13 protein-coding genes are annotated in these 22,498 nt (G+C 42.0%); 4 read left to right on the forward strand and 9 right to left on the reverse strand.

The genetic code is table 11. From position 1 onward, the window contains the following. Nucleotides 1-360: 360 nt before the first annotated feature. The 4 genes from IZT61_RS02375 to proS form a co-directional block, all read right to left on the reverse strand. On the reverse strand, nt 361-975 hold the full coding sequence (locus IZT61_RS02375; protein ID WP_196099602.1) for a Crp/Fnr family transcriptional regulator: 615 nt from the start codon (nt 973-975) through the stop codon (nt 361-363). A gap of 121 nt (nt 976-1,096) precedes the next feature. After that, nucleotides 1,097-1,948, reverse strand: coding sequence for a TIGR02757 family protein (locus IZT61_RS02380; protein ID WP_196099603.1), 852 nt, complete (start codon nt 1,946-1,948; stop codon nt 1,097-1,099). Nucleotides 1,949-2,067: 119 nt separating this feature from the next. Then, nucleotides 2,068-3,246 carry a cystathionine gamma-synthase gene (locus IZT61_RS02385; RefSeq protein ID WP_262895718.1) on the reverse strand — a complete coding sequence of 393 codons (1,179 nt, stop codon included), beginning with the start codon at nt 3,244-3,246 and terminating at the stop codon, nt 2,068-2,070. A 57-nt stretch (nt 3,247-3,303) separates the two neighbouring features. Next, a complete protein-coding gene (proS, locus tag IZT61_RS02390) occupies nt 3,304-4,776 on the reverse strand; it encodes a proline--tRNA ligase (RefSeq protein WP_196099605.1) in 1,473 nt (490 codons plus the stop codon). 198 nt (nt 4,777-4,974) lie between these two features. Between proS and IZT61_RS02395 the strand changes: the two genes are divergently transcribed. Next, nucleotides 4,975-5,940 carry a hypothetical protein gene (locus IZT61_RS02395; protein WP_196099606.1) on the forward strand — a complete coding sequence of 322 codons (966 nt, stop codon included), beginning with the start codon at nt 4,975-4,977 and terminating at the stop codon, nt 5,938-5,940. 25 nt (nt 5,941-5,965) lie between these two features. Next, nucleotides 5,966-7,477 carry an OmpP1/FadL family transporter gene (locus IZT61_RS02400; protein WP_196099607.1) on the forward strand — a complete coding sequence of 504 codons (1,512 nt, stop codon included), beginning with the start codon at nt 5,966-5,968 and terminating at the stop codon, nt 7,475-7,477. A gap of 67 nt (nt 7,478-7,544) precedes the next feature. Here the strand turns inward: IZT61_RS02400 and IZT61_RS02405 are convergent, their stop codons facing one another. The 5 genes from IZT61_RS02405 to IZT61_RS02425 all read right to left on the reverse strand — a co-directional run bounded on the left by IZT61_RS02405 (nt 7,545) and on the right by IZT61_RS02425 (nt 13,481). Further along, nucleotides 7,545-8,747 (reverse strand): thiol-activated cytolysin family protein, encoded by a 1,203-nt coding sequence (locus IZT61_RS02405; protein WP_196099608.1) that lies wholly within the window; start codon nt 8,745-8,747, stop codon nt 7,545-7,547. 746 nt (nt 8,748-9,493) lie between these two features. Beyond that, on the reverse strand, nt 9,494-10,138 hold the full coding sequence (locus tag IZT61_RS02410; protein ID WP_196099609.1) for a hypothetical protein: 645 nt from the start codon (nt 10,136-10,138) through the stop codon (nt 9,494-9,496). Nucleotides 10,139-10,263: 125 nt separating this feature from the next. After that, nucleotides 10,264-11,130 (reverse strand): AraC family transcriptional regulator, encoded by an 867-nt coding sequence (locus tag IZT61_RS02415; protein WP_196099610.1) that lies wholly within the window; start codon nt 11,128-11,130, stop codon nt 10,264-10,266. A 65-nt stretch (nt 11,131-11,195) separates the two neighbouring features. Then, the gene (locus IZT61_RS02420; protein WP_196099611.1) at nt 11,196-12,110 is read right to left on the reverse strand and encodes a LytTR family DNA-binding domain-containing protein; all 915 of its coding nucleotides are present in this window, start codon (nt 12,108-12,110) and stop codon (nt 11,196-11,198) included. A gap of 510 nt (nt 12,111-12,620) precedes the next feature. Further along, a complete protein-coding gene (locus IZT61_RS02425; protein ID WP_196099612.1) occupies nt 12,621-13,481 on the reverse strand; it encodes a LytTR family DNA-binding domain-containing protein in 861 nt (286 codons plus the stop codon). Between the two features lie 164 nt (nt 13,482-13,645). On the opposite strand from IZT61_RS02425, the gene IZT61_RS02430 reads away from it, so the two are divergent. After that, nucleotides 13,646-15,349, forward strand: coding sequence for a hypothetical protein (locus IZT61_RS02430; protein ID WP_196099613.1), 1,704 nt, complete (start codon nt 13,646-13,648; stop codon nt 15,347-15,349). Nucleotides 15,350-15,351: 2 nt separating this feature from the next. After that, nucleotides 15,352-22,497 carry a hypothetical protein gene (locus IZT61_RS02435; RefSeq protein ID WP_196099614.1) on the forward strand — a complete coding sequence of 2,382 codons (7,146 nt, stop codon included), beginning with the start codon at nt 15,352-15,354 and terminating at the stop codon, nt 22,495-22,497. The last annotated feature ends 1 nt before the right edge of the window (nt 22,498 follow it).

The following is a 22,498-nucleotide window of genomic DNA, read 5'->3' on the forward strand; positions in this document are numbered from 1 at the left end:
TTAAGTTCAATTTCCTAAGCAAGATGATTTTAGGTTAACATTTTATTAGCTACAACTCGTTAGTTAGGGGCTTAATGAAAGTATTTTAAAAATCTTTTTTAAAGGGTCGTCGGGAATACGAACCGAACAAAAACTTTATTAAATCGTATTATATATACTACAAAGTAAAGCAATATGAATTACTTTTAACGAGCCGCTGGAAATAAAACCGAAAAAATGGCCGCTTTTTTGATATTAATCAACAAGTATCAGTTAAATTGTATTATTAGACATACATTATTAGAGTTAATTTGAAAATTTTCCCATAAAAAAAGGTCGACCTTTTACGATTGACCTGTGGAAAAAGTTGCACTTGTTGTCTTATATTTTAGCTCTTATTCTGCTCAGTGTTTCTAAACGTATGGCCAAAAACGAGGCAATGTGTTTTAGCGACACGCGATTTATCAGATCTGGAAAAGAAATTAGAAAACGCTTGTATCTTTTTTCTGCAGATGAAATTCTACATAAAAAGGCACGTTCTTCGGCAGATCGATAATATAGTTCCATCATTTTTCGGCCTACAACATTTGCCTCGGCGAAATTTTCATATAAATATTCTGAGAGAACATGTGGTATTGCAATGAGGTCTACGTCTTCTAACGCCTGCAAGTATTCTTCAGAATCGCCGTCTACCCACAAATTTCTTATCGTTCCAACAATTTCATTCTCTTTTGCAAACCAGGTGGTAATCTCTGAGTCGCCATCTTTTATGTAGCCCCTTACCACTCCTTTTACAATGAGAAAAAGATATCTGTTCCTATCCAGCGGCGATACGAGGAATTTGTTTTTTTTATAACTGATCGGAAAAGTATGCTGATTAATACGTCGTTCGATCTCATCGTTGAGCGGATGAAATTTCTTAAAAATTGATATCAAGGGAGAAAAATTGTTATACTTCTTCCACCTCTCTTCATCAGATAGAGTAACTGCAATCATTTGTAATAAACTTAGGGATAGACTTTTCTGTACTGGCGCACAGAATTATATGTAATGATATGAAGATAGATTCAAAAAAAAGAATTTTGAGTTACTTTTCGTTATAATCATTCCAAAATAGTTACAAAATGCCTTCAACGCCAAGTCCAAAAAGCGCAAAGTCGTACTTTACCGGATCGCCGGCATCAAACTGTTTTAAGCTTTGGGTAAGCTCAACAGCGGTGGTCCAGTCGGTTTGCTTCCGTTTAATAAGCCCAAGCAAACGACCAACCCGATCTACGTGAACATCGCAAGGACAGATCAGGCTGTCGGGTTTAATGGTTTTCCACAGGCCGAAATCAACGCCATTATTGTCTTGCCTCACCATCCACCGTAAAAACATATTCAAGCGCTTGCAAGTCGATTTTTGCAATGGCGATGAAATGTGTTTCTTTGTGCGGTGCGGATAATCATCGAGCGAGAAAAAATAGCTTCTGAAATGATTTAACGATTGTTCTAGGGTGAAATGAAGCTCGCTTTCAAAACAAACACCCGAAGCAGGCGAACCTTCGCTCGCTAATGATGCGCTGTCGAGATAACCCGGCTGATAAATGTTTTCTTGCGGAATAAATGCATCTTCGAGGCTGTGGTATTTGGCGTAATGCGCTTTAAAAAAAGCAATAAAATAGAGCAAATCGGTATCGTTAAAGGTACGATGCTTAAAATCCAGCAGGCCTTTTAAATCGTGATCAGTATGGTTAAGCACAAAATCGAATGGCGCATTATCCATCCGATTAAGTAAATCGCGACACTTACTGATGATGGTTTTGCGTTGCCCCCAGGCCAAAACCGCGGCTAAAAAGCCCGAAATTTCAATATCCTGTTTTTTGGTAAAAAGATGGGGAATGCACACAGGATCGTTCGCAATAAATCCCGGTTGATTGTACTGCGCTACCTTACTATCCAGAAAATTCTTCAACTCCAGAAACTGCATTTTATAATAGATAGGAGACAATTGAGGTGAGATATGAGCTATAAGACAATGGATATAATGTCGCTATTCTATACACCTGGCATCTCAAATCTCATATCTCCCATCTCAAATCTCAAACCTCAAACCTCAGCCAAAGCATTGCCCAAATCTTCTAAAAGATCTTCAATATCCTCAACGCCAACACTCAAACGCAGTAAATTATCGGTAACGCCCACTTTTTCTCTTTCTTCTTTCGGAATTGAGCCGTGTGTCATCGTTGCCGGGTGGTTGATTAAAGACTCTACGCCGCCCAGTGATTCGGCCAGTGTAAAAACCTTAAAGTTCGATGCAATCCTGAATGTTTCGGTAAGGTCGGCGTTTTTTAAAGTGATTGAAATCATGCCGCCGAAGCCGCGCATCTGCTTTTTGGCCACATCGTGGTTGGGGTGATCTTCAAAACCGGGCCAATAAATCTTATCTACCTTCGGGTGGTTCTTTAAAAAATGGGCAATGCGCTCTCCGTTTTCACAGTGCGCCTTCATACGCAAATGCAGTGTTTTTATTCCTCGTAGCACCAGAAATGAATCTTGAGGACCAGGTGTAGCGCCACAGGCATTATAAATAAACCAAAGGTCTTTATACAACTGATCGTTATTGGTGACCAATGCGCCCATTACTACATCTGAATGGCCGCCAATGTATTTGGTTACTGAATGAATTACAATGTCGGCACCCAAATCTATCGGGTTTTGTAAATAAGGTGATGCAAAGGTATTGTCGACCGTAAGAATCAGGTTTTTCTCCTTTGTTATTTTGGCAATCTCCTCAATATCGATAATTTGCATGGTTGGGTTGGTAGGCGTTTCAATCCATACCAATTTTGTTTTATCGTTAATAAAAGGACGTATGTTTTCGGGATTGGTGAGGTCTATAAAGTGGAACTTGATGCCGTATTTAGTGAAAATTTTGGTAAACATGCGGTAAGAGCCACCATACAGGTCGTTGCCCGTAATTACTTCATCTCCAGGTTGTAACAACTTTAAAACGGCATCGGTTGCGCCCATGCCGCTCGAGAAGGCTAAACCATATTTTGCATTCTCAAGTGCCGCCAAACAGTCTTCCAAAGCCTTCCGGGTAGGGTTTGTACCTCTCGAATACTCAAAACCCTTGTTATCGCCAGGCGATTTTTGCCAATAGGTAGACGTTTGATATATCGGCGTCATTACTGCGCCGGTTGTAGGGTCAGGCTCTTGACCTGCGTGTATTGCTTTAGTTGCGAATTTCATTTCTTTCTTTTTAAGTTGTGAGCTAACAGATATGAGATGTGAGACATGAGGGATTAGTCTCCTATCTCACATCTCGTATCTCAAGACTAATTAATATGCTCTCGCGAAAAGTACCCTTTGTATTGATGGCTTTCCGGAATAAATACATTTGCCTTCTTCCAGTTTGTTATCCAATGGAATGCAGCGAATGGTGGCCTTTGTTTCTTCCTTAATCTTTTGTTCCGTTTCTGGTGTTCCATCCCAATGGGCGGCAATAAAACCGGCTTTACCATCAAGAAGCGCTTTAAACTCCTCGTAAGTGTTGGCCTCAGTAATGTGCTCGTCGCGGTAGGCAAGCGCCTTTTCGAACATGCTGGTTTGAATTTCCTCGAGCAATTTAACAATGTAAATATCCAATCCCTCCTGAGGAATGGTTTGCTTTAACTTGGTATCTCTCCGGGCAATTTCTACGGTTTTGTTTTCCATATCGCGGCCGCCAATAGCTATGCGCACGGGAATACCTTTCATTTCGTAATCTGCAAATTTAAAACCCGGGCGTTGCGTGTCGCGATCATCGTATTTTACCGAAACGCCCATGCCTTTAAGGCGCATCGAAAGTTCGTTTACATAAGTAGAAATCTTGGCAAGTTCTTGTTCGCCTTTGTATATTGGAACAATAACTACCTGAATTGGTGCTAGCTTTGGTGGAATTACTAAACCTGAATCATCGCTGTGGGCCATGATAAGTGCACCCATTAAACGCGTAGAAACGCCCCACGATGTAGCCCAAACGTGATCTAACTTTCCATCTTTTCCGGTAAACTTAACATCGAATGCCTTTGCGAAGTTTTGCCCCAAAAAGTGCGATGTTCCGGCTTGTAGCGCCTTACCATCTTGCATTAGCGCCTCAATGCAATAAGTATCAATTGCACCGGCAAACCTCTCGTTTGGCGATTTTCGGCCCCTTACTACAGGAACGGCCAGCCAGTTTTCGACAAAGTCGGCATAAATATGAAGCATGCGCTCGGTTTCTTCAATAGCTTCCTCTGCTGTAGCATGGGCTGTGTGCCCCTCTTGCCATAAAAACTCTGCGGTTCGTAAAAACAGACGTGTACGCATTTCCCAGCGGACAACGTTTGCCCATTGGTTGATCAAAATCGGCAGGTCTCGGTAAGATTGGATCCAGCCTTTGTAGGTATTCCAGATAATTGTTTCTGAGGTAGGACGAACAATGAGTTCTTCCTCTAGTTTAGCTGTTTCATCAACAACAATGTTGCCGTTTCCGTCATTTTTAAGGCGATAATGTGTCACAACGGCGCATTCGGTTGCAAAACCTTCTACGTGAGAGGCTTCCTTAGAAAAAAATGACTTTGGGATGAACAACGGGAAGTAGGCATTCTGGTGTCCGGTATCTTTAAACATTTTATCGAGTACAGCCTGCATTTTTTCCCATATGGCATAGCCGTTGGGCTTGATTACCATACAGCCACGAACGGCCGAGTGCTCAGCCAAATCGGCCTTTAAAACAATATCGTTGTACCACTGCGAATAATCGGCTGCTCTGCTTGTAATTTCTTTGCTCATATAATGTATTTGGAACGTAATTTGTGTGTTAAAAACTGGAAGATTAGCGCACAAATTTATAAATTTATGCCTAAGAAACGATTAAGATGCCTTAGCTAAAAATTTATATCATTTTATGACTTACCGATTAGTTAATAATTCTTTAGTTTTGAAGTTATTTGTTAAATTAGTGCACACACACTACTAAATATAAACACAATGAAACCAATTAAATTTTTACCTATTGTTATGATCGCTGCCGCAGGGTTGGTGGCAGCGTGCAGTACATCGAAATTGGCGACAACCAGCACCTCTGACGATGTTTACAATACCGTAGCGAAAGCTAAGGAGGTTGAGCCATACATTCCGCCTCAAAATCAGGCGCAGGCACAACAGGGCCAGCAGGGGCAGCAAGAATATGATGAGTATTACGGTACAAGTAACCCGTATTACGATATGGATTATTCTTCGAGGATCAATCGCTTTTACAACGGCTATAGCTGGCAAGGCTACTACGACCCCTATTTTGATAATTATTATTATGGCAACAGCTACGGCGCTACCAACTATCTTGGTTACGGCAATGGCTGGTATAACGGCTACGGCCTAGGTGGCTGGGGCGGCGGCCTTGGCATAGGCTATGGATACGGAAGTATTTGGAATAATCCTTTTTATTATGGCAATTTCGGTTACGGCTGGAATAATCCTTACGGTTGGAACAACTGGGGCCCCTACTCTTATTACGATCGTTATGGTTGGGGAGGCGGCTGGTACGGTGGTGGCTGGGGCGTAGGCGGCGGCTACTATGGTGGCGGCGTTTATAGCAACACGAATACCATCCGGAGAGCTAGGCCTGGTGGTGTTGACAATCGTATGCCGAGAAACGGAGGGGTTACCTCGACTCCAAATTATGGCAGACCAAGCAGAAGTGGCTATGTAGATCAAAACGGAAACAGAGTATCTCCAAATAATAATGCGAGCAGCAGACCTACAAGAAACTCGGGCTATACGCCACAACAACAAGACAGCAGACCTACAAGAAATCAAAACTATACTCCGCCAGCAAGAACGGAAAGTAGACCTACTTACTCACCTCCACCAACAAGTAGCGGAGGTGGCAGCGGGTCATCAGGTGGCGGCGGCGGTGGCGGCGCATCAAGACCAACAAGAGGCGGAAGAGGTTAGGTCAATTTAAATAAACACACACAACATGAGAAAATATATTTTGTCGATACTAGTGGCAACGGCAGCCACTTCGGGGGCATTGCATGCCCAAACCATAGCAGGAAACGCATTTGACTTTTCGCAAATGAACTATGGAAGCACTGCCCGTTTTAAAGCAATGGGTGGTGCACAAATTGGCGTCGGTGGTGACATTGGGTCAATAAGTTCCAATCCTGCAGGGTTAGGATTATTTACCAAATCAGAATTCAGTTTAACACCAGAGTTCAACAGTGTATCAAACAAGAGCACATTTTTGGGCAATACTACAACGGGCGATAAAAGTCAAATTAATTTAAACAACGTTGGCGTAGTATTTTATAGTCCGGCTTATAAGGCAAAGGGCGCTGATGTTTCTAACGGTTTGGTGAGTACGGTGTTCGGGTTAAGCTATAATCGCAATAACGATTTCCTAAACAATTTCCAATATGGTGGAACGAACACAAATACTTCGATTAGAGATTTTTACGTTGAAGATGCCGAGCGTAACGGCATTGATGGAGGTGTTGGAGGCGAAGCTTATAGAAGCTATTTGATTAACAGGGATGTTCCTGGGTCGCCAACAAAATTTTCTGCCGAGCCATATTCTGCTAATCCAGCATTTGATCAAAATTTTGCTGAAACTAGATTAGGATCAACTTCTGAGTTTAACGTAGCAGGAGCACTTAATTTTTCAAACAAACTGTATATCGGTGCAACTGCGAGTTTCGTTAATGTAAAATATATTAGCGATATGGTATTTCGCGAATCCGGAATTCTAAATTTCTATGATGAAGATGCCGACGCATTTGGTGGTGACGAAAGTTATTCGATGATTCAATCGATGAATCAGGAAACTAAAGGTTCGGGCTTTAATATGAAACTTGGTTTGATTTTTAGGCCAGTTAATGAATTGCGGATTGGGATTAACTTTCAAACGCCAACCTGGATGAATGTAGAGGAAAACACCTTTGCCCAGGTTAACAATACGCTGATTGATTATCAGTCGGACAACGAGCCTATTAATTTCTATTCGTCATACAATTTACGTACTCCATCAAAGGCTTCTGGCGGTATCAGTTACATTATTGGTGGTAGAGCATTGATTTCTGCAGATGTTGATTATATCGATTATTCATCTATTCGGTTTTCTGCAAATGATAATTCAAATATTTCGGAGATTAACAGCAGTAATGCCTTGATAAAAAACTCATACAAAGAAACCGTTAATTATAGAGTTGGCGCCGAAGTAAAGGTAAATGATGCGTTTAGCGTAAGAGCAGGTTATGGCGTTAACGGCAACGGAATTAAAGATGAATTCCTTGGCAACTCTAAAGCCGAAATTTATAGCGGTGGTTTAGGGTACCGTTTTGATAATTACTATTTTGATTTAACGTATCAAAATTATCAGATCAAATCGCTCAACTCGAGCCCATATATCTTAAACGATTATTCGGAACCTATTGCTGAAACCAAGAATAACAGAAACAACGTATTCTTAACTTTTGGAGTAAGATTTTAAAACAAGTAAATACTATAAAAGCCGATTCAGTTAAGAATCGGCTTTTTTTATGCGACATTCATCTGCATTATCGACCTCCCCTGCTACCCCGGTCGGTTCCCGGTACGTAACTAGATGAAGAACCTTCTTGCGTTACTTTGAAAGTTGTTTTGAATAAAGTATGATCAGTAAGATAATTCAAACTAAAGAATAATGGAACACCCGGTGTATTCACTGAGAATTTTCCTCCGCTAATAATATAATTTACAAACTCATCGTATCCTTTGATCGACTTTACAACTTCCTGTCCTTCTCCTCCTCGGGCGTAGATGTTAATTTGCGATTCTTCAACAATCTTTCTCTGACTTGAGGTGATATTGATACTGCCGCCAGCCTTTATAAATGACAAGGTAGCATTAAAAGCGGTATAAACGTCGTTATAATCGTAGTTAGATTCTATAGCCATAATTGCCATTCTTCCGTAAGTAATTGAGGAAACGTATACCGGAGAATAAGCGCCGAGCGTAGCAGGATCGACGTTGTTTGCCAGTAATTGGCCATTAGTCGGTATATCCATATCGAGTGTAAAGTTTCTTTGTACAAATTTTGCAATTAATCCAGTTTTCAAGCTTATACGAGTTGTACTATCCTTAAATGCCGCTTTGAAAATAGTTCCAATACTTACATTGGCGCCAAATGATAATTTCAACTCATCATAAGTGGTAAATTTGTTTAAATCAAAGGTGAATGACGATAGTTGGTCGCCGCTTATGTTCTGGTTTAAGATCTCGTTAATTGCTGTTCTGGATGTGGAAAGGTTAGGATTCGTGATTACTTTGCTTACCACGCCATTTATGGCAGGGATCGAAACCGAAACAGTGATTGGTAGTTTCTCAAACCCGACAACTGGATCGAAATTCAGATTAGCTACTGACGCACCTTTTATAAGTGAACCAGGGTAAATTAACCTTTGATGGTTATCCAAAACTACCTGCTCATCTGTTTGCACAGTTAATCTGTTGTAAGTAGTTGAACCGTTATTTCTACTAGGCCTGCCAGAACCGGAATAAACATTAAATGTTTCTGTATTAAGCACAGTTAAGGAAGAAAATAGATTCTGCTTAATTGAAAAGCCTACATCACCTATTGTAATTGCTTCTGGTTTAAACTTAGGTAAGTTGCCATAACTGTTTTGTAATTTTGTTGGGGCGAGCGCAGTTGATGTTGATTCTTTTTTGCAGCCAACTAACACAACGGCTGCGATTAAGGGCATTAATAATGTTTTTTTCATATCATTGTTTTTAAAGATATCGCAAGTATAAAGACAAATATTTTTGAAGCAAATTCCTTCCGGATATCCTATTTCATTGCACATCGCTCTAATTTGTAGTATAAATATTACATGGTTATTCTTTAAAACACGCTAATCTCGGAAGGAATACTGATTGCAATAATTCATGCTCGGAAATTGCAAGTGCAGGGTAGAAAAAATAATACAGAATTCACGTGGTTTTGGTGAACGATTTTTTTGCCAGTTCCTGGTTCATGTTTCCAATGCCTTGTTCTTGTGAGGTATGCTCTTGATAGATTGCGAACGATTGCTGGCTAGCGATGAAGTTGGTGCTATAAAAATGCAATCTTGAAAAGCACTAAATGTGATCGTCGCTAAAATATGTTTTACGATGCTAACCTCACCTGAAATTTCCTGGTTTAGCAATCCCATCCTGTGGTATCCGCTTTTTTCGGCCTGTCAATTTATCCTTTTCTCCATTCGAGCATCTTTGATCAACTCTGTTTCCTGATGCGGTTTTTTCGGCCACTGATAAATCAATGACCACGAAGCAACGCTTCGAGGATATTTTAGATAAAAACAGACTGCTCAGTAATAATAATCATAAAAAAAGAGACCGTCTTGCTGAGACGGCCTCATTTTTTAATTACGCTATCTTAAACCATGGTTACTAAAATTTAAATAGTCAAACCCGTTTATTCTGATAAAAACCAAAATCGGAACCTTAAGTCGCGATTTTGCAAGTACTAATCGCGATATTTTTCCTCAAGAAAATCGATTGCTTTGTATGCTATCTGCTTTATTCTCTCTTCCTCCGCACTCCATTTGGCCTTCTGCGCTTCACTTGCATTTAACTTTTCTTTATAGCGGGCACTAAAATCAATGCCGTATTCAATAAAAAGCTCGTTTTCATAATTTGGGTTTAACACGAACAAGCGTTCCTGATTGACATGCTTCTCGATCAACTGGTCGCCAGAAGCACTACGTGAGACGTAGTCATAAAAAACATAAGTGGGATCGGTCCATTCTTTAAATGACTTTGTAACTTGATCCATCGTAGACCGGAATGCTGAAACCTTAAACACAACCGTGTTATCACCAAGCGCCAAACGATATTCGCACCTCACATCAGCACTTCTGTTGGCAGGAAAAACTCTGGTCGTAATCTTACTAGCATCCACATCAAAGAGGTTTGCTACTTCCTCGGTCGTAATTTTGCACTCATTGCCCATGGCATAAAGGCGGGTATAGTCACCTTTTTGCGTTTCGCCCGAAGGTGTTTCTTTCGGTGTTTCAGTACCGGTTTTATCACCTTCGCCTCCTGTAGAACCGGTACAGCTATAGCATAAAACGGCGATTAAAAGCGTAAATAGTGTTTTTAGATTTTTCATAATGTTTATTTAATGTTGAATAAAAATGCCGGTTAAAAGGCCGTAAATCGCTGTTCTTTTTTAATCTGGTAGTTACGAGCCTGTTAACCGTTTGCATCGGTGCAAAATGTTAAATGTCTTTTTCGTCACATGGGGCTGAATCTATCTTGTACCTGTAAAGGATAGGGCGTTTCGAGCATCAAGTCGCCAAGAAGGGAAAATTTAGTGAGTAAATCGGTAGTAGGTGCCTCGCCAAAATAACGTTTGAAATCTTTATTAAAGTGCGAAATATCATAGTAATTGTACAACATTGCGGTTGTTTCTGCTTTTTTGCAGCCCTGTGTTAACATCAAACTGGCAAAAGCATTGTTAAAACGGATGGTTTGAATGTATTGTTGGGTGGTTACTCCAATTCGCATTTTAAAGTGTCTTTGTAAATAGCGCTCGTTTACGCCCATGCGTACACACAATTTTTCCATTGTGATACAACCTTTCGAATCGAATATAAATTCAAGCGCCTGGTTAACCAAACTATGTTCAAATTGTATGGTGCTGTTTAATTCGCGGTAAAAAGCGATCAGCCGTTGAAGCCGCGTTTGTACATCGTTGGCTTCTCTGAAATAGGTTATAGCCGGTTTTAATAAATTATAGGCAAATAATTCGCCGGTTTCTATTATGGCTTGTGTATATTGTTCAGCGGGTTGTTTAAATATCTGCCATAATGTTCCTGGCTGCAATGCAGCGCCTATAATGCCTGTATGTTTTGTTGTTGCCGTTAAATGGTAACAGCTGGTTTGCTGCCCTGCAGTATAAAACTCGGGCAGTAAAAAATCGCAAGGTTCATATCCATTACAATATTGAACTCGCCAATGTCCGGCGTATTGCCAGCCCATAATTTCGGTACCAGACGGCAGTATAGGTTGTAAAGGCTCATCGAGGCAGCTGTATTCCATCATGTAAAAAAAACAAACCAGATGTTTTAAATCATCAGGCGGGTCGAACTGTTTGTACATAGTTGAAGTTTGGTGTTGAATAAAAACTTAACAATGGTACATAAATGTGCCCTTACATGGCTTATTTAGGGATATTTAGCAGATATTTGTGATGAATGGCAAAAATTTGAGGCCAGTCGTTCCTTAAATTCGTTAGCATAAGAGCGTGAAACAGGCACCTGTGGCAAATCGGGATGTAATGTTAACTGGTAGCCCGCTGCATTTCCATCTACCTGTAATATTGAATTCAAATTAATGATAAATGCTCTGTGGCAACGGAACAAGATGAGGTTTTCCTTATTGTTTGTTTCTACCTGCGCCAAAGTGCAGCGGATGTTGTGTTGCTTAAGTTGATTGCCCACGCCTTCTATGCAATGAACAGTGACATAATTGCCGTGCGCTTCCATAAACAGAAAACCAACTATTCGTAGGCTATCAAACGATTTCGTTAAATATAATTCGCCGCTTAGGGTAACATCGTTGTTCGGCAAGTTGTTGTTTATTAATATGGCCTGGCGTATGTACTTACGAAAATGGAAAATGTGTTTTACTGAAGTGGCCAGCAAATAAGGAATGATACCCGTAATACAGACCGTCCACCATGTAAAAGCATAACTCCGTTGCGGCAATCCCCAATAATGGCCGAAAAAGTGTCTTGCCAGCCAAATAAACGCTGATACAACAGTGAACTGATAAATGATCAAAAGCAGCTCTTTCCCGAGGCTCCAGTTTTTTTCGTCAAAGAAATGTGGAAACAACCAAAACCACAGGTAAAGTAGCAATAAGCCCAAAAATGTAGCGCCGGACGAAACGAGCGCTGCGATAAATAATTGTGCATCTGCTATAAAAGCCCAGTCAAATGGCCTAAAAATATACAGGATAAAAAAAACCAGTATGCTGATGATCGAAATGACACGCAAATAGGCAATCGGGTTAGTGTGTGCGGGGTGATGTTGATTGAAGAACGCAGTGATTTTGTGCATAAAAAAAGCTAGATCCATTTAACCCAATTAATGAGCCTACATTTACAAAAAGAGCTTTCGCAATAAAATATAAAGAGAGCCCCCTCGCTACCTAAAGTGGCGCAGTAATTGGTTGTCAGTTAATAAATTTGATAATTGTAGGGACCGAACCACCGTTAATGATCAGTAAATTTTGGCCTTAGTTACTATACTGCATTGAAACGGCGAGTTCACGTATAATATAGCTATTTTTTTTTATATTTTCAAAGTTTGAAACGTTTACCAGAGAAATCCGCTCAAAAACAAGGCTACCGTATAAATAAATTAACCTTCGAAATATTATAAATCACGGCAACGAGTTAAAATCTTCATGTTTTTCGTGCTTCGGTAGCAAATACAAATGCATAGTTTTGGGGTTAGCGTAAACAGAACAGAAAAAAGTTAACGAAGAAAAGCGCAATTCCCCTGCAATACTTCTACGGCATTTGGTAACGCAAATAAATGTTTTAATTAGGAATGGCTTTTAACAATTGCATAATGTTATGAGGCCTATTCGCTCGGTTCGGCCAATTTTGTTTTCAGCAATGGAACTTTTGCCCTCGAAACTGGTATTTGTGTTAAATCATCTCCTAAAGTAACGAGGTATCCGGCGGCATTACCTGCTATTTGATTGATGTGTGCCAAATTAATTAAGAACATTCGATGGCAACGAAACAGGTTTGTAAAGCTCGAGTTATCGGCTTCAAATTGCTTCAGCGTAAGCCTTACGGTGTAGTTGAGTAATGTATTTGAGCGGCTAACATGGATTTTCAGATAGTTGCCATCCGATTCAGCAAAAAGAAATTCATTAAAGTTTACTGGTGGCAACAAATGCGGAATATGGAGCCGCTGCTCGGCTACAGAAGCCTTGTGTTCAGTTACCTGCTGCTGCATAAGTTCAGCATCCTTCACATGTTTCTTAAGTAAGTAAACATGCTTAATTGAGGTAGCTACAAAATAAGGCAAAATCCCCCCCTTGGCAACCATAAACCACGTAGTCCAATAGCTCTGGCCCCCTGGCTTCCAGCCACCCAAATATCGCGTCAACAACCAAACTGTAAATGCAATGGTGGTAAACTGATAGCAAATTATTAACAATTCTTTACCCAGGGTCCAGGTTTTTGCCTCAAATATGCGCGGAAAGGCAATAATCCAGATCAAACAAATCAACATCGTAACATAAGCAGTACCGGCATAAAGTAGCGCCATTACAAATATTCGATCCTCTTGAAGGTGGTGGAAGTTAAAGGGTTTAAATACCCACAAAATTGCAAACAGCACGATGCCGATGATGGTAATTGTTTTTAAATAACCAACCGGATTATCATGGGCAGGGTGAGTTTCGTTTAGTAGCTTGATAAGCCTTCGCATGGTTCAAAAATAAACTAAATCGATGTTTTAACCAATAAATCTAGTATTTGAATTCATTCCGTTTAAGCTGGCAATGTAATTTCTGTCGGCTATTTACAGGTCGGTTTCTTCCATTTTTATTTACTTGCCAGCCAAGTATTAAAGAAAATTAACCAAATCGAGGCGTGAAAAAAAACATTACCATTATACAAATATTTTTATTTATTCTGGCTCATCATTTAGCTAAAGGACAGGATTTGGAGCGCCTGCCAGATCAAAAACCGATCACTTTTAACGGCTCGCTAACCGTGGGCACCAATTTTTATAACTCCTGGGGAATTGCCAACCGCCGGCAACCGTTTTTCTGGAATATTACAGGTGCTCCGGTAGTTACGCTCTATGGCATTACGTTTCCCTTTTCTTTTGTAATTAGTGAACAAGAGCGGCGGTTTTCGCAACCCTTTAATCAATATGGTGTAAGTCCTTATTATAAGTGGATAACTGTACATGCCGGCTATCGGAATGTAAAATTCTCAGATTATACACTAGCTGGCGCTAATTTTTTAGGGGGCGGCGTTGAGCTTAATCCCAAATGGCTTCGTTTCGGTTTTATTTACGGGCGGTTTAGCCGTGCCGTACAAGAAGACTCCTTAGCAATGGGTTCATTCGGGTACATTAGGCCCACCTATAAACGAATGGGTTATGCTGCTAAATTAGGCTTTGGCAGTAAAAGCAAATTTGTAGACTTGGTTTTTTTCAAAGCCTGGGATGATGTCACTTCAATTGATTCAGTTTCTTCGAAATCGAAGATAAAGCCCGAAGAAAACATTGCCATCGGCCTTAAATCGCACCTCGCCTTTTTTAAAAATCGCTTAAACTTCGATCTTGATATTGGCGGAAGCTTCCTTACCAGAGATACCCGGCAGGCTTCAATTCTCGATTCGGCAAGCATTCCGCTGGCTAAATTTTTAGATCGTTTTGCAACTGTTAATGCAAGCAGTGGCTTTTACAAGGCCATAAATACATCGTTGGGCTACAGCTTTGGCCTCGGCAATGTACGTGGGGTTTATAAGCGGATAGATCCCGGGTACCGTTCGCTGGGTGCTTATTACTTTCAAAACGATATGGAACAATTTACTATTGCGCCATCGCTTAATTTATGGCAGGGAAAAGTGTCGGTAAACCTTTCATTTGGTGGCGGGCGAGACAACCTAAACGATACACGCTACGCAACTACTGTACGCAAAATTTATTCGGCAAACGTAAATATCGTCGCCACCGATCGCTTGAACATCAACCTGGATTATGGAAACTTCGGAACGAGCCAAAATCAAGGCGTGGGCGATCTGTTTAACGATTCTACAGCCCTAAAAGTGGTAAATGCCAACTATGGTGCCGTAGTAAGTTACCGCATCAGTCCTAAAAGTGGGCTTTCTCATCAGTTTACGTTAAGCAGCAACTATCAAAACACCAACGATCTTAACCGTTTTACCGAAGCGTACACCAATGCCAATACGTTTATCGGCTCGTTAAATTATAATTTATCATGGCCTAGCCAAAAAATTAACGCCAGTGCCGGCGTGGCTTATAACAATACAGCGGTTTACAATGGTAAAATCATCAATGTTAGCCCAAATTTAAGCCTCACGAAAATGTTTTTGAACAATAAGCTACGTACCACGCTGAGCGAAAGCATCCAGTTTAGAAAAAGCGAGGGCCAGGGAGACGGCTTAACATCAAACACCTCAATAGCTGCTGGCTATACTTTTAAAAGACACACCGTCTCTCTTAACAGCGGCTACCTCACCAACCGCTATAAGGCGGGCATTGGGCCCTACCCCAATTTCTCTGAATTTAGAACCAACTTAAGTTACTCGATACGCTTCTAGCCATGAAAAAAATAAAATTTATTATCAGTTTACTGCTTGTACTTTATGCGCCTGTTTTAGTAGCGCAGCAGAACTCATTTGTACAGATAAATACAACGTTGACGGGCGGGCATGAAATTGCTGCGCAACTTAACGATTTGAATGGATTAGTAGATCGTACGCTATTGCGGGTAACCAACCAAAGAAACTACCCCGTAACAGTTGTGCTGGAAGGCAGGTTGACGGGAAGTGCGCTCACCGTACAAACAAAACGTAGCAGCACCACGCCCTCAAATTATATTAACCTCGGCCCTAACGCCACAGAGGTATTTACAGGCGATCGTTTACGCTCCATTTATAGTTTCGATAATGTAGAAATTATTGAAGGTGGGCGAAGTGTTCCTCCCTCAAATTACTTTTCGGTGGCCGATGGTAGCGGACGTATTCCCGAAGGTGCCTACGAGTTATGCTTTGAGGCTTTTGAGGTAGATCCTCAAATAAATATGCCCAATTACCAAAACCCCGTTAATACAGATGCCAATCAATGTGCTACTATTTTGGCACGAACGTATGAACCTCCCCTGTTGCAAAGTATAAATACCGTGAGCAGTATTTTAGATGCCTCAACACAAATAAAATTAAAGCCAAGCGCAGACGGGTCACTTTTGCTTCGTTGGCAGGCACCTGCGGGTTTGCCTCCAGGGAAAAACATTGAGTATACGGTGTTAATGGCGGAGCTTTTGCCGAACGACCATCGCGACCCTAACCAGGTAATGCAGGCCATCAACATTCCGGGCGAACCATTGGCTTTTTATCGTTATAGCTTTCCCGATGCCGCCCGAGTGGTAACCCACCAAATTATGCCTGTGGGCTTTGTTTCTCCACTTCAGGTGGGCAATACCTATGCCTTACAAATTATTGCCAAATCAACAGACCCTTTTAACCCCCTGCCTATTCAAAACAATGGCCAAAGCCCTGTTTACGCATTTGTTTGGGGCGAGCAAGCTTCCTCACAAGCACTTGAGCTCAAGTCTTACCCATCAAACACCGCCTATATGCCTTTCAGGGGGATGCCTGTAATTGTGGTATATTCGCCATATAGCGATGATTATCGCAAAGCGAGAGCACAATTTGAGATCACAAACAGCACAACTGGCGAAACTGTTTTAAATGAAGGGGTGAACAACTGGCCTTTTGGCCCGCTTATCGCTCAGCGAAATGCCACCGGCAACCTGTCGATGACGCAAGAGCAAGCGCAGCATCTGCCAATAAGCCCATCTACATCTAAACCAGATAGATACCGCTATTTTGATTTCGAAGACCGTGGGGTTACACATCACTGGAATGCGCAACTTAGCTTAGAAGATGCTGGCGGACGAAGCCTTTCGCAGCGCATAAATGGTGAGTTTATTGCGGGTATGGGAACTCCGGTACTCAATAATCCCAGAAACAATAGTACTCAAAAAGCCGGCACGATAGCATTTGACTTTAAAACGGCGGATCCACCTAAAATGCAAACCCTTTCGCCGTTTGATGTTGTTCAGGCGAGCCGTACATCTGGCGAAGGAAGCTTTAACATCAGTATTTTAGAAAAAGGTGTATTGGAGGTTTCAAAATCACAAACATTTGAAGAGGTATTAAACCATTATGAGTTTATGCTAGATAAGCAGTTCTTATCTTCAACTGCTAATAATGAAAAAGTTGACTGGAATACTGTGTTAGCCGAAGTGTACCGCAATGAGCGGGTACAGTTTAAAATTTTGGATACTGGCACCTATTACTGGCGTGTGCGTTGGCTTATGTATCCAAAAGGAACGTGGAAAGGAAAAGAATACCATCAGAGCCCAACCTGGAAATTTACAGTTGGCCCTAATCCTGACGGCGAACAGATAGCAGCAAGCACACCGCCAATTGGAAATGCCTGCGAGTTAAATTGCCAGCAAGTTTGGAATTATGAAAGTACAACGCCAACAGCCATTGCCGTAAACGTTGGCGAACAGGTAAATGTAGGTTTGTTTACCATGGAGATAACCGAAATTTCTACCAGCAACGCAACAACTTATAGTGGCAAGGGCGTTATTACAAATTTTGGGTTCATTGTTAATCGGGTATTGGTTAATTTTACCAACATCAAGGTAGCCAACAGCACAACCGGCAAGCGGATTTTCAGTGGCTCGGTAAAAGGGAGTGGCGGCGGACTGGCCTCCAATATCTTCCATATTGCAGGCGCCTCAAAGGTTGGCCCGGCCGGGTTGGCCGAAATCGGTTCGGGGCCTTCAACCCTATCGGTTCCCTTTGGCTGGGACCAATCCATTCAAGGGCACAAAATTACCGCCCAGATCGATTCAATTGGCTTTAGCCCAACCGAGGCACGTGCCAAACTGGTGTTAGGCTACGAAATGCCCGGCGAGTTTGCGGGCCATCCAGTTGTTTTTGCAGGCGAAGCCTGCATTGTACCCGGTGGGTTCAGTGAATCGTTCGATATCTATTTAGAAAAGGACCTCGTTATTGGCAATGTAAGTGTTGATAAGCATTCGTTGGTATTTAAAGGCCGCACACGGGTAGGCGAAGGCGCAGCGAGCGACCCAAGTGAAATAACCAAACTATCTTGGGATTGTCAGGGTTTTAAGTCGCTTAAACTGGCTATGGAAGTACGTTTCCCACGAGAAACTGTTCTTCCTGAAGACGAGGCAACGGGACAAGTGGAAGCAACGGGCCAGGTAGCCGGGCAACTTTCGCTCTCGTTAGATCGGGAAAGGCTTACCAGGGGCGAACAGTGGGGTTTTATTGGAACTATTAATTTCCCAAAATCTTTCCAGTTTAGCTTTTGGCCGGGCTGGGGCTTTAAAGTTCAAGATGCCGTATTCGATTTCTCTGAGGGCCTCAACGACGCGAGCATGCGGTTCCCCGCAGGCTACGACATGGCGCTGTTGGGCGGTAGCGGTGCTACTGGAGACGAACGTTTGCGCAACACCTGGAAAGGTTTCTACCTAAAAACGATTAAGGTAAGCACACCAAAAGCACTTACCGATGGCGAAGATACCGGCGGCCCGAGGCGAAGCTTTAATATTACCGATATGCTTATTGATAATAGCGGATTTACCGGCTTTGTAAGCGCCGTAAACATCGCAGAAGCATCCAGCAGCGGCTGGCGGATCAGCTTAGATACCGTAAGCGTAGGAATTGTGCAAACCCGATCAATTAATGGCCGTTTAGCAGGAAGTTTGGGCGCCCCATTTTTTGAAGAAGACAGCCGATTGGATTATTCATCTATGTTGGCGGTGGGTACCGACGGCAAAATAGCCTACAATTTCCAAATAAATGTGCCCGCGGATAAACCACTGAAAATGAAAATGTGGAAAGCCTCCATGACTTTGGAAAGTTCCTCGTTTTTGCGTTTTAGTTTGAGCAACCAAAACATTTCTGTTGCCCGATTTGAGGGGTTATTTAATGGACATATCAGCCTCGATAATACCCGAATTAGCAATGTACCCGGCCTAAACTTAAAAGGAATTAAATTTGAGAAATTTGGTTTCGACACCGAGGATCCAAACTTCTTTACCTTTGAGAATGTAAGCAAAAAAGACAGCGCTGGTGTAATGGTATTTTCTTTCGCTTCGCCACAGCACAGTGCAGGAGGTTTTCCACTCAATATCCGAAATATATCGCTTGGTATGGGACAGGAAGATGGAAAGGTTCTCCCAAAGTTGGGCTTCCTTACCGAATTAACGCTTTCCAACATTGGGTTTAAGGGACGTGCGGGACTAGAAGTTGTTGGCGAAATGACACTATCGCCATCATTTAGCTTCGCCGTTCGAGATGTAAATGTTACAGAGATCGGTATAGAATGTGAGTTTAGCGGCTTTAAGTTAGTCGGTTCGCTCAATTTCTATCAAGACGATGCCACTTACGGCGATGGTGTTCATGGTAAAATTTCAGCAACACTCCCCATGGGTATTGCAGGCCAATTAGAAGCTCGTTTCGGTAGTAAGGGCAATCCGGCAATCAAAGATTCCTATTACAATTACTGGTATGTAGATGGGCTTATCAAATTTGACCCGGGAGTTACAATTTTTAGTGGTTTTGCCATTTACGGCTTTGGTGGAGGGGCATATCACCACATGACCTTGAATAGAGCACCGCAAGCATCGGCCGCCCAGGCTACACAATTACCCTCTGATAGCCAATCCTCCGGAAACATATACACCCCTAATAAAGATGCCAGTTTAGGCTTTATGGCTACCGTTTTATTGGCCACCCAACCAAAAAAAGAGGTGTTTAACATGGATGTTACCTTACGTGCCGAATTTAGCGAAAGTAACGGGTTAACGCTTATTGAATTTGAGGGTAACGGTTATGTAATGAGTGGGCTGAACGAGCGTAACGGCACCCCGCCAGTACGGGCCAACGTGAAGTTTGGATATTATAATATAGAAGGCAACAAACAAGTTCGAGGCAATTTTGATGTGTTTTTAAATGTGTATGATGTAATAAAAGGTGCTGGAACAACAGACACTGGTGAAAAAGATTGGCTGGTAGGTGCCGAATTGTTTGCCTGCATAAGTGGAAAAGACGCTGGTAAATGGTGGTTTCACATGGGCAAAGACAGGCCTGTGAATGAACGAGCTGGGCTTTATGTTGATGTAAAAATATTTCAAACAGAAGCCAAATCGTATATTATGGTAGGCTACGGCATACCGGCCGATTTACCTCCATTGCCCGAATTTATCACTACCATTTTAAATGGAGGAGAACAGCCGTTGGATAATGGCTTAACGGAAGGTGATGTTGTGCGGGTACGAAGCACTGCGACCACCCAATCCGGGCAGGGCTTTGCCTTTGGGGCAAGCTTAGATATAAGGGCAGAATTTTCATTTTTAATGTTTTATGCCAAACTGCGGGGGATGCTGGGCTTTGATGTTAATATTTCGCAAAACAGTACCCGGGTTTGTGCCGAAAGTGGTAGGCCACCCGGCATAAACGGCTGGTATGCCCAGGGGCAGGCCTATGCGGGCATTGAGGGCGATATCGGCATTAAGATAAATCTCTTTATCAAAACCTACAGAATTAGCATATTGAAAGCGGCCGCAGCATTGGTTTTAAGAGCTAAACTACCAAACCCCAACTACTTTCAGGGCAGGGCGGCATTTCAGTACAGCGTACTCGGCGGGCTTGTAGAGGGCCGTTGCAATTTTAATATGGAATTTGGCGACCCATGTACCATTGTAAGCAGTGATCCATTAGCGGGCATTGAGTTTATTAGCGATATGCGAACCACTGAAGAAGGCACGCCAACCAATGTGTTTACCGATGTACAAACGGCCTTTAACTTTCCGATGGATAAGGTAATAGAAATTGAGGAAGAGGCTACCGAAGGTTATGTAATTAGAAGGTTTAAGCCTTATGTTTATGCACACATCCTGAAAAAAGCCGATACCTCGAGATTAACACCGGTTGAGACAATAACACCCGAAGACGGCTATACATCTACTCTACAAACTACAGAGGCCCTGGAGCCACTTAGCAATTACAAAGCCTACGTTGAAGTTAGGGTAAAAGAATATGCTGCCAATGGCAGCCAACACGATCTGGTGGTAAACGGGCAAATAGCTAACGAAACCCGCGAACTAGAATTTAAGACCGGAGAACGACCCAGCCATATTGTGCCCGAAAACTTAATAGCTACGTACCCAATTGTTCGTCAACCAAATTTCTTGCAAAACGAAGGAAAAAACCCCAAACTTGGCAGCCGTGCGGGTAAGGGTCATGTGTTAATCAAGAAACAAGATTACTTGTTCCAAACAGAGAGCAAGGTAAAGACTGGTGCAGACTTTTCTAGCCCATATGTGCATAGCTTTTTGGCTAGATTTATTCCCGTAAACGGAGGCCAAACACGCGAAACGCCAATTGAATATAATACTGTGGCAGATTTGGTGAGCTTTAAGATACCTACGCTGGCAAACGACCAAACCTATACCCTGCAAATTGTAAAGCAAACCACGCCAAATCCAATGCTTGATGTTGTAGAAAAGTTGAAATTCGTTCGCCCTTACACTACTATACAGCGGCTTGAGCAGCGAACTGTTGGCCTCATTAACATAGAGGAGCTTGACGAAGAAGGAAATGCAATATTAAATAACTACCAAAGCACCGTAAACATCGCTAATCGCGAATTTGGGGCAACAGCAACCAGCAAGAAAACTACAATCACCTTGTTGTACGAATTTCCTTTCCGTACCAGTACCTTCAACTCATTTGCCGAAAAAATGAACAGTATAACTTTTGGAACCTCAATCTCCAGTTATGGGATGATTGCAACGAAAATAGATATGGGCCGGGAAGGTTTTGATGTACTGGAAAAACCAGGCTTTGATAATGAGTCGGCGTTAATTCAGGTTTCACATGCTACCGAAGGCAATCGCTTCATCTCAAATGACCCTCGACTTAGCGTTATGAACAACTTTTATCGCGAGTTTAAGGAATTGGGCAAAATGCAAGCTAGGACCACAAATTTGCCCCCGACTCCTAGGAATAGGAGATACAAAGGTTACCTAAAGCCCAACAAAAACATGATCATTTCGATGAGTAACAGCCCCCGGGAAGCTTTAACTCTGGTGTTTATCCCCGAACTTGGAAAATATAAGTTGCCGGCGAAAACGCTTAACATCAGCGGCGATTTTATTCCATTATTAGATCCAAATGTAGTGCCCGCAAGCAGTAATGAACCAAATTATAGTAGCCTGGGCTATCAAACAGTAGGAAACTTATCACAGTTTGCCACAATGCCCAATATTTCTGTGCACAATAACCAGTACACTTTGAATGATGCCTACACCTGGTTGGCCGCTTCACAAATGAGTAAAATGAAGCGTGAAGCAAATGATCTTTTTTACAATTCTGTTGTTACTACCCGCCAAACCGAGTTACAAAATGATGTTAGAATTGAAACGGATATTTTAGCATATCTAACAAAGGTGCGTTTTGACGGGATTAATCCACCACGTCGTGCCCAACTCCAGGGTTTTTTATCTCGCCCGCTTCCATCAATGGTTATTGGTAGTAGACCTATTATGTATCCATTAGATTTTGAATACCGCATACCGGTGCCATCGCGCTCCCGTCCAACCACTACGTCGACAGTGCGAAAACAATTCACCTATAATCCATAGA

This window comes from Pedobacter endophyticus (assembly GCF_015679185.1).
Taxonomy (GTDB): Bacteria; Bacteroidota; Bacteroidia; order Sphingobacteriales; family Sphingobacteriaceae; genus Pedobacter; species Pedobacter endophyticus.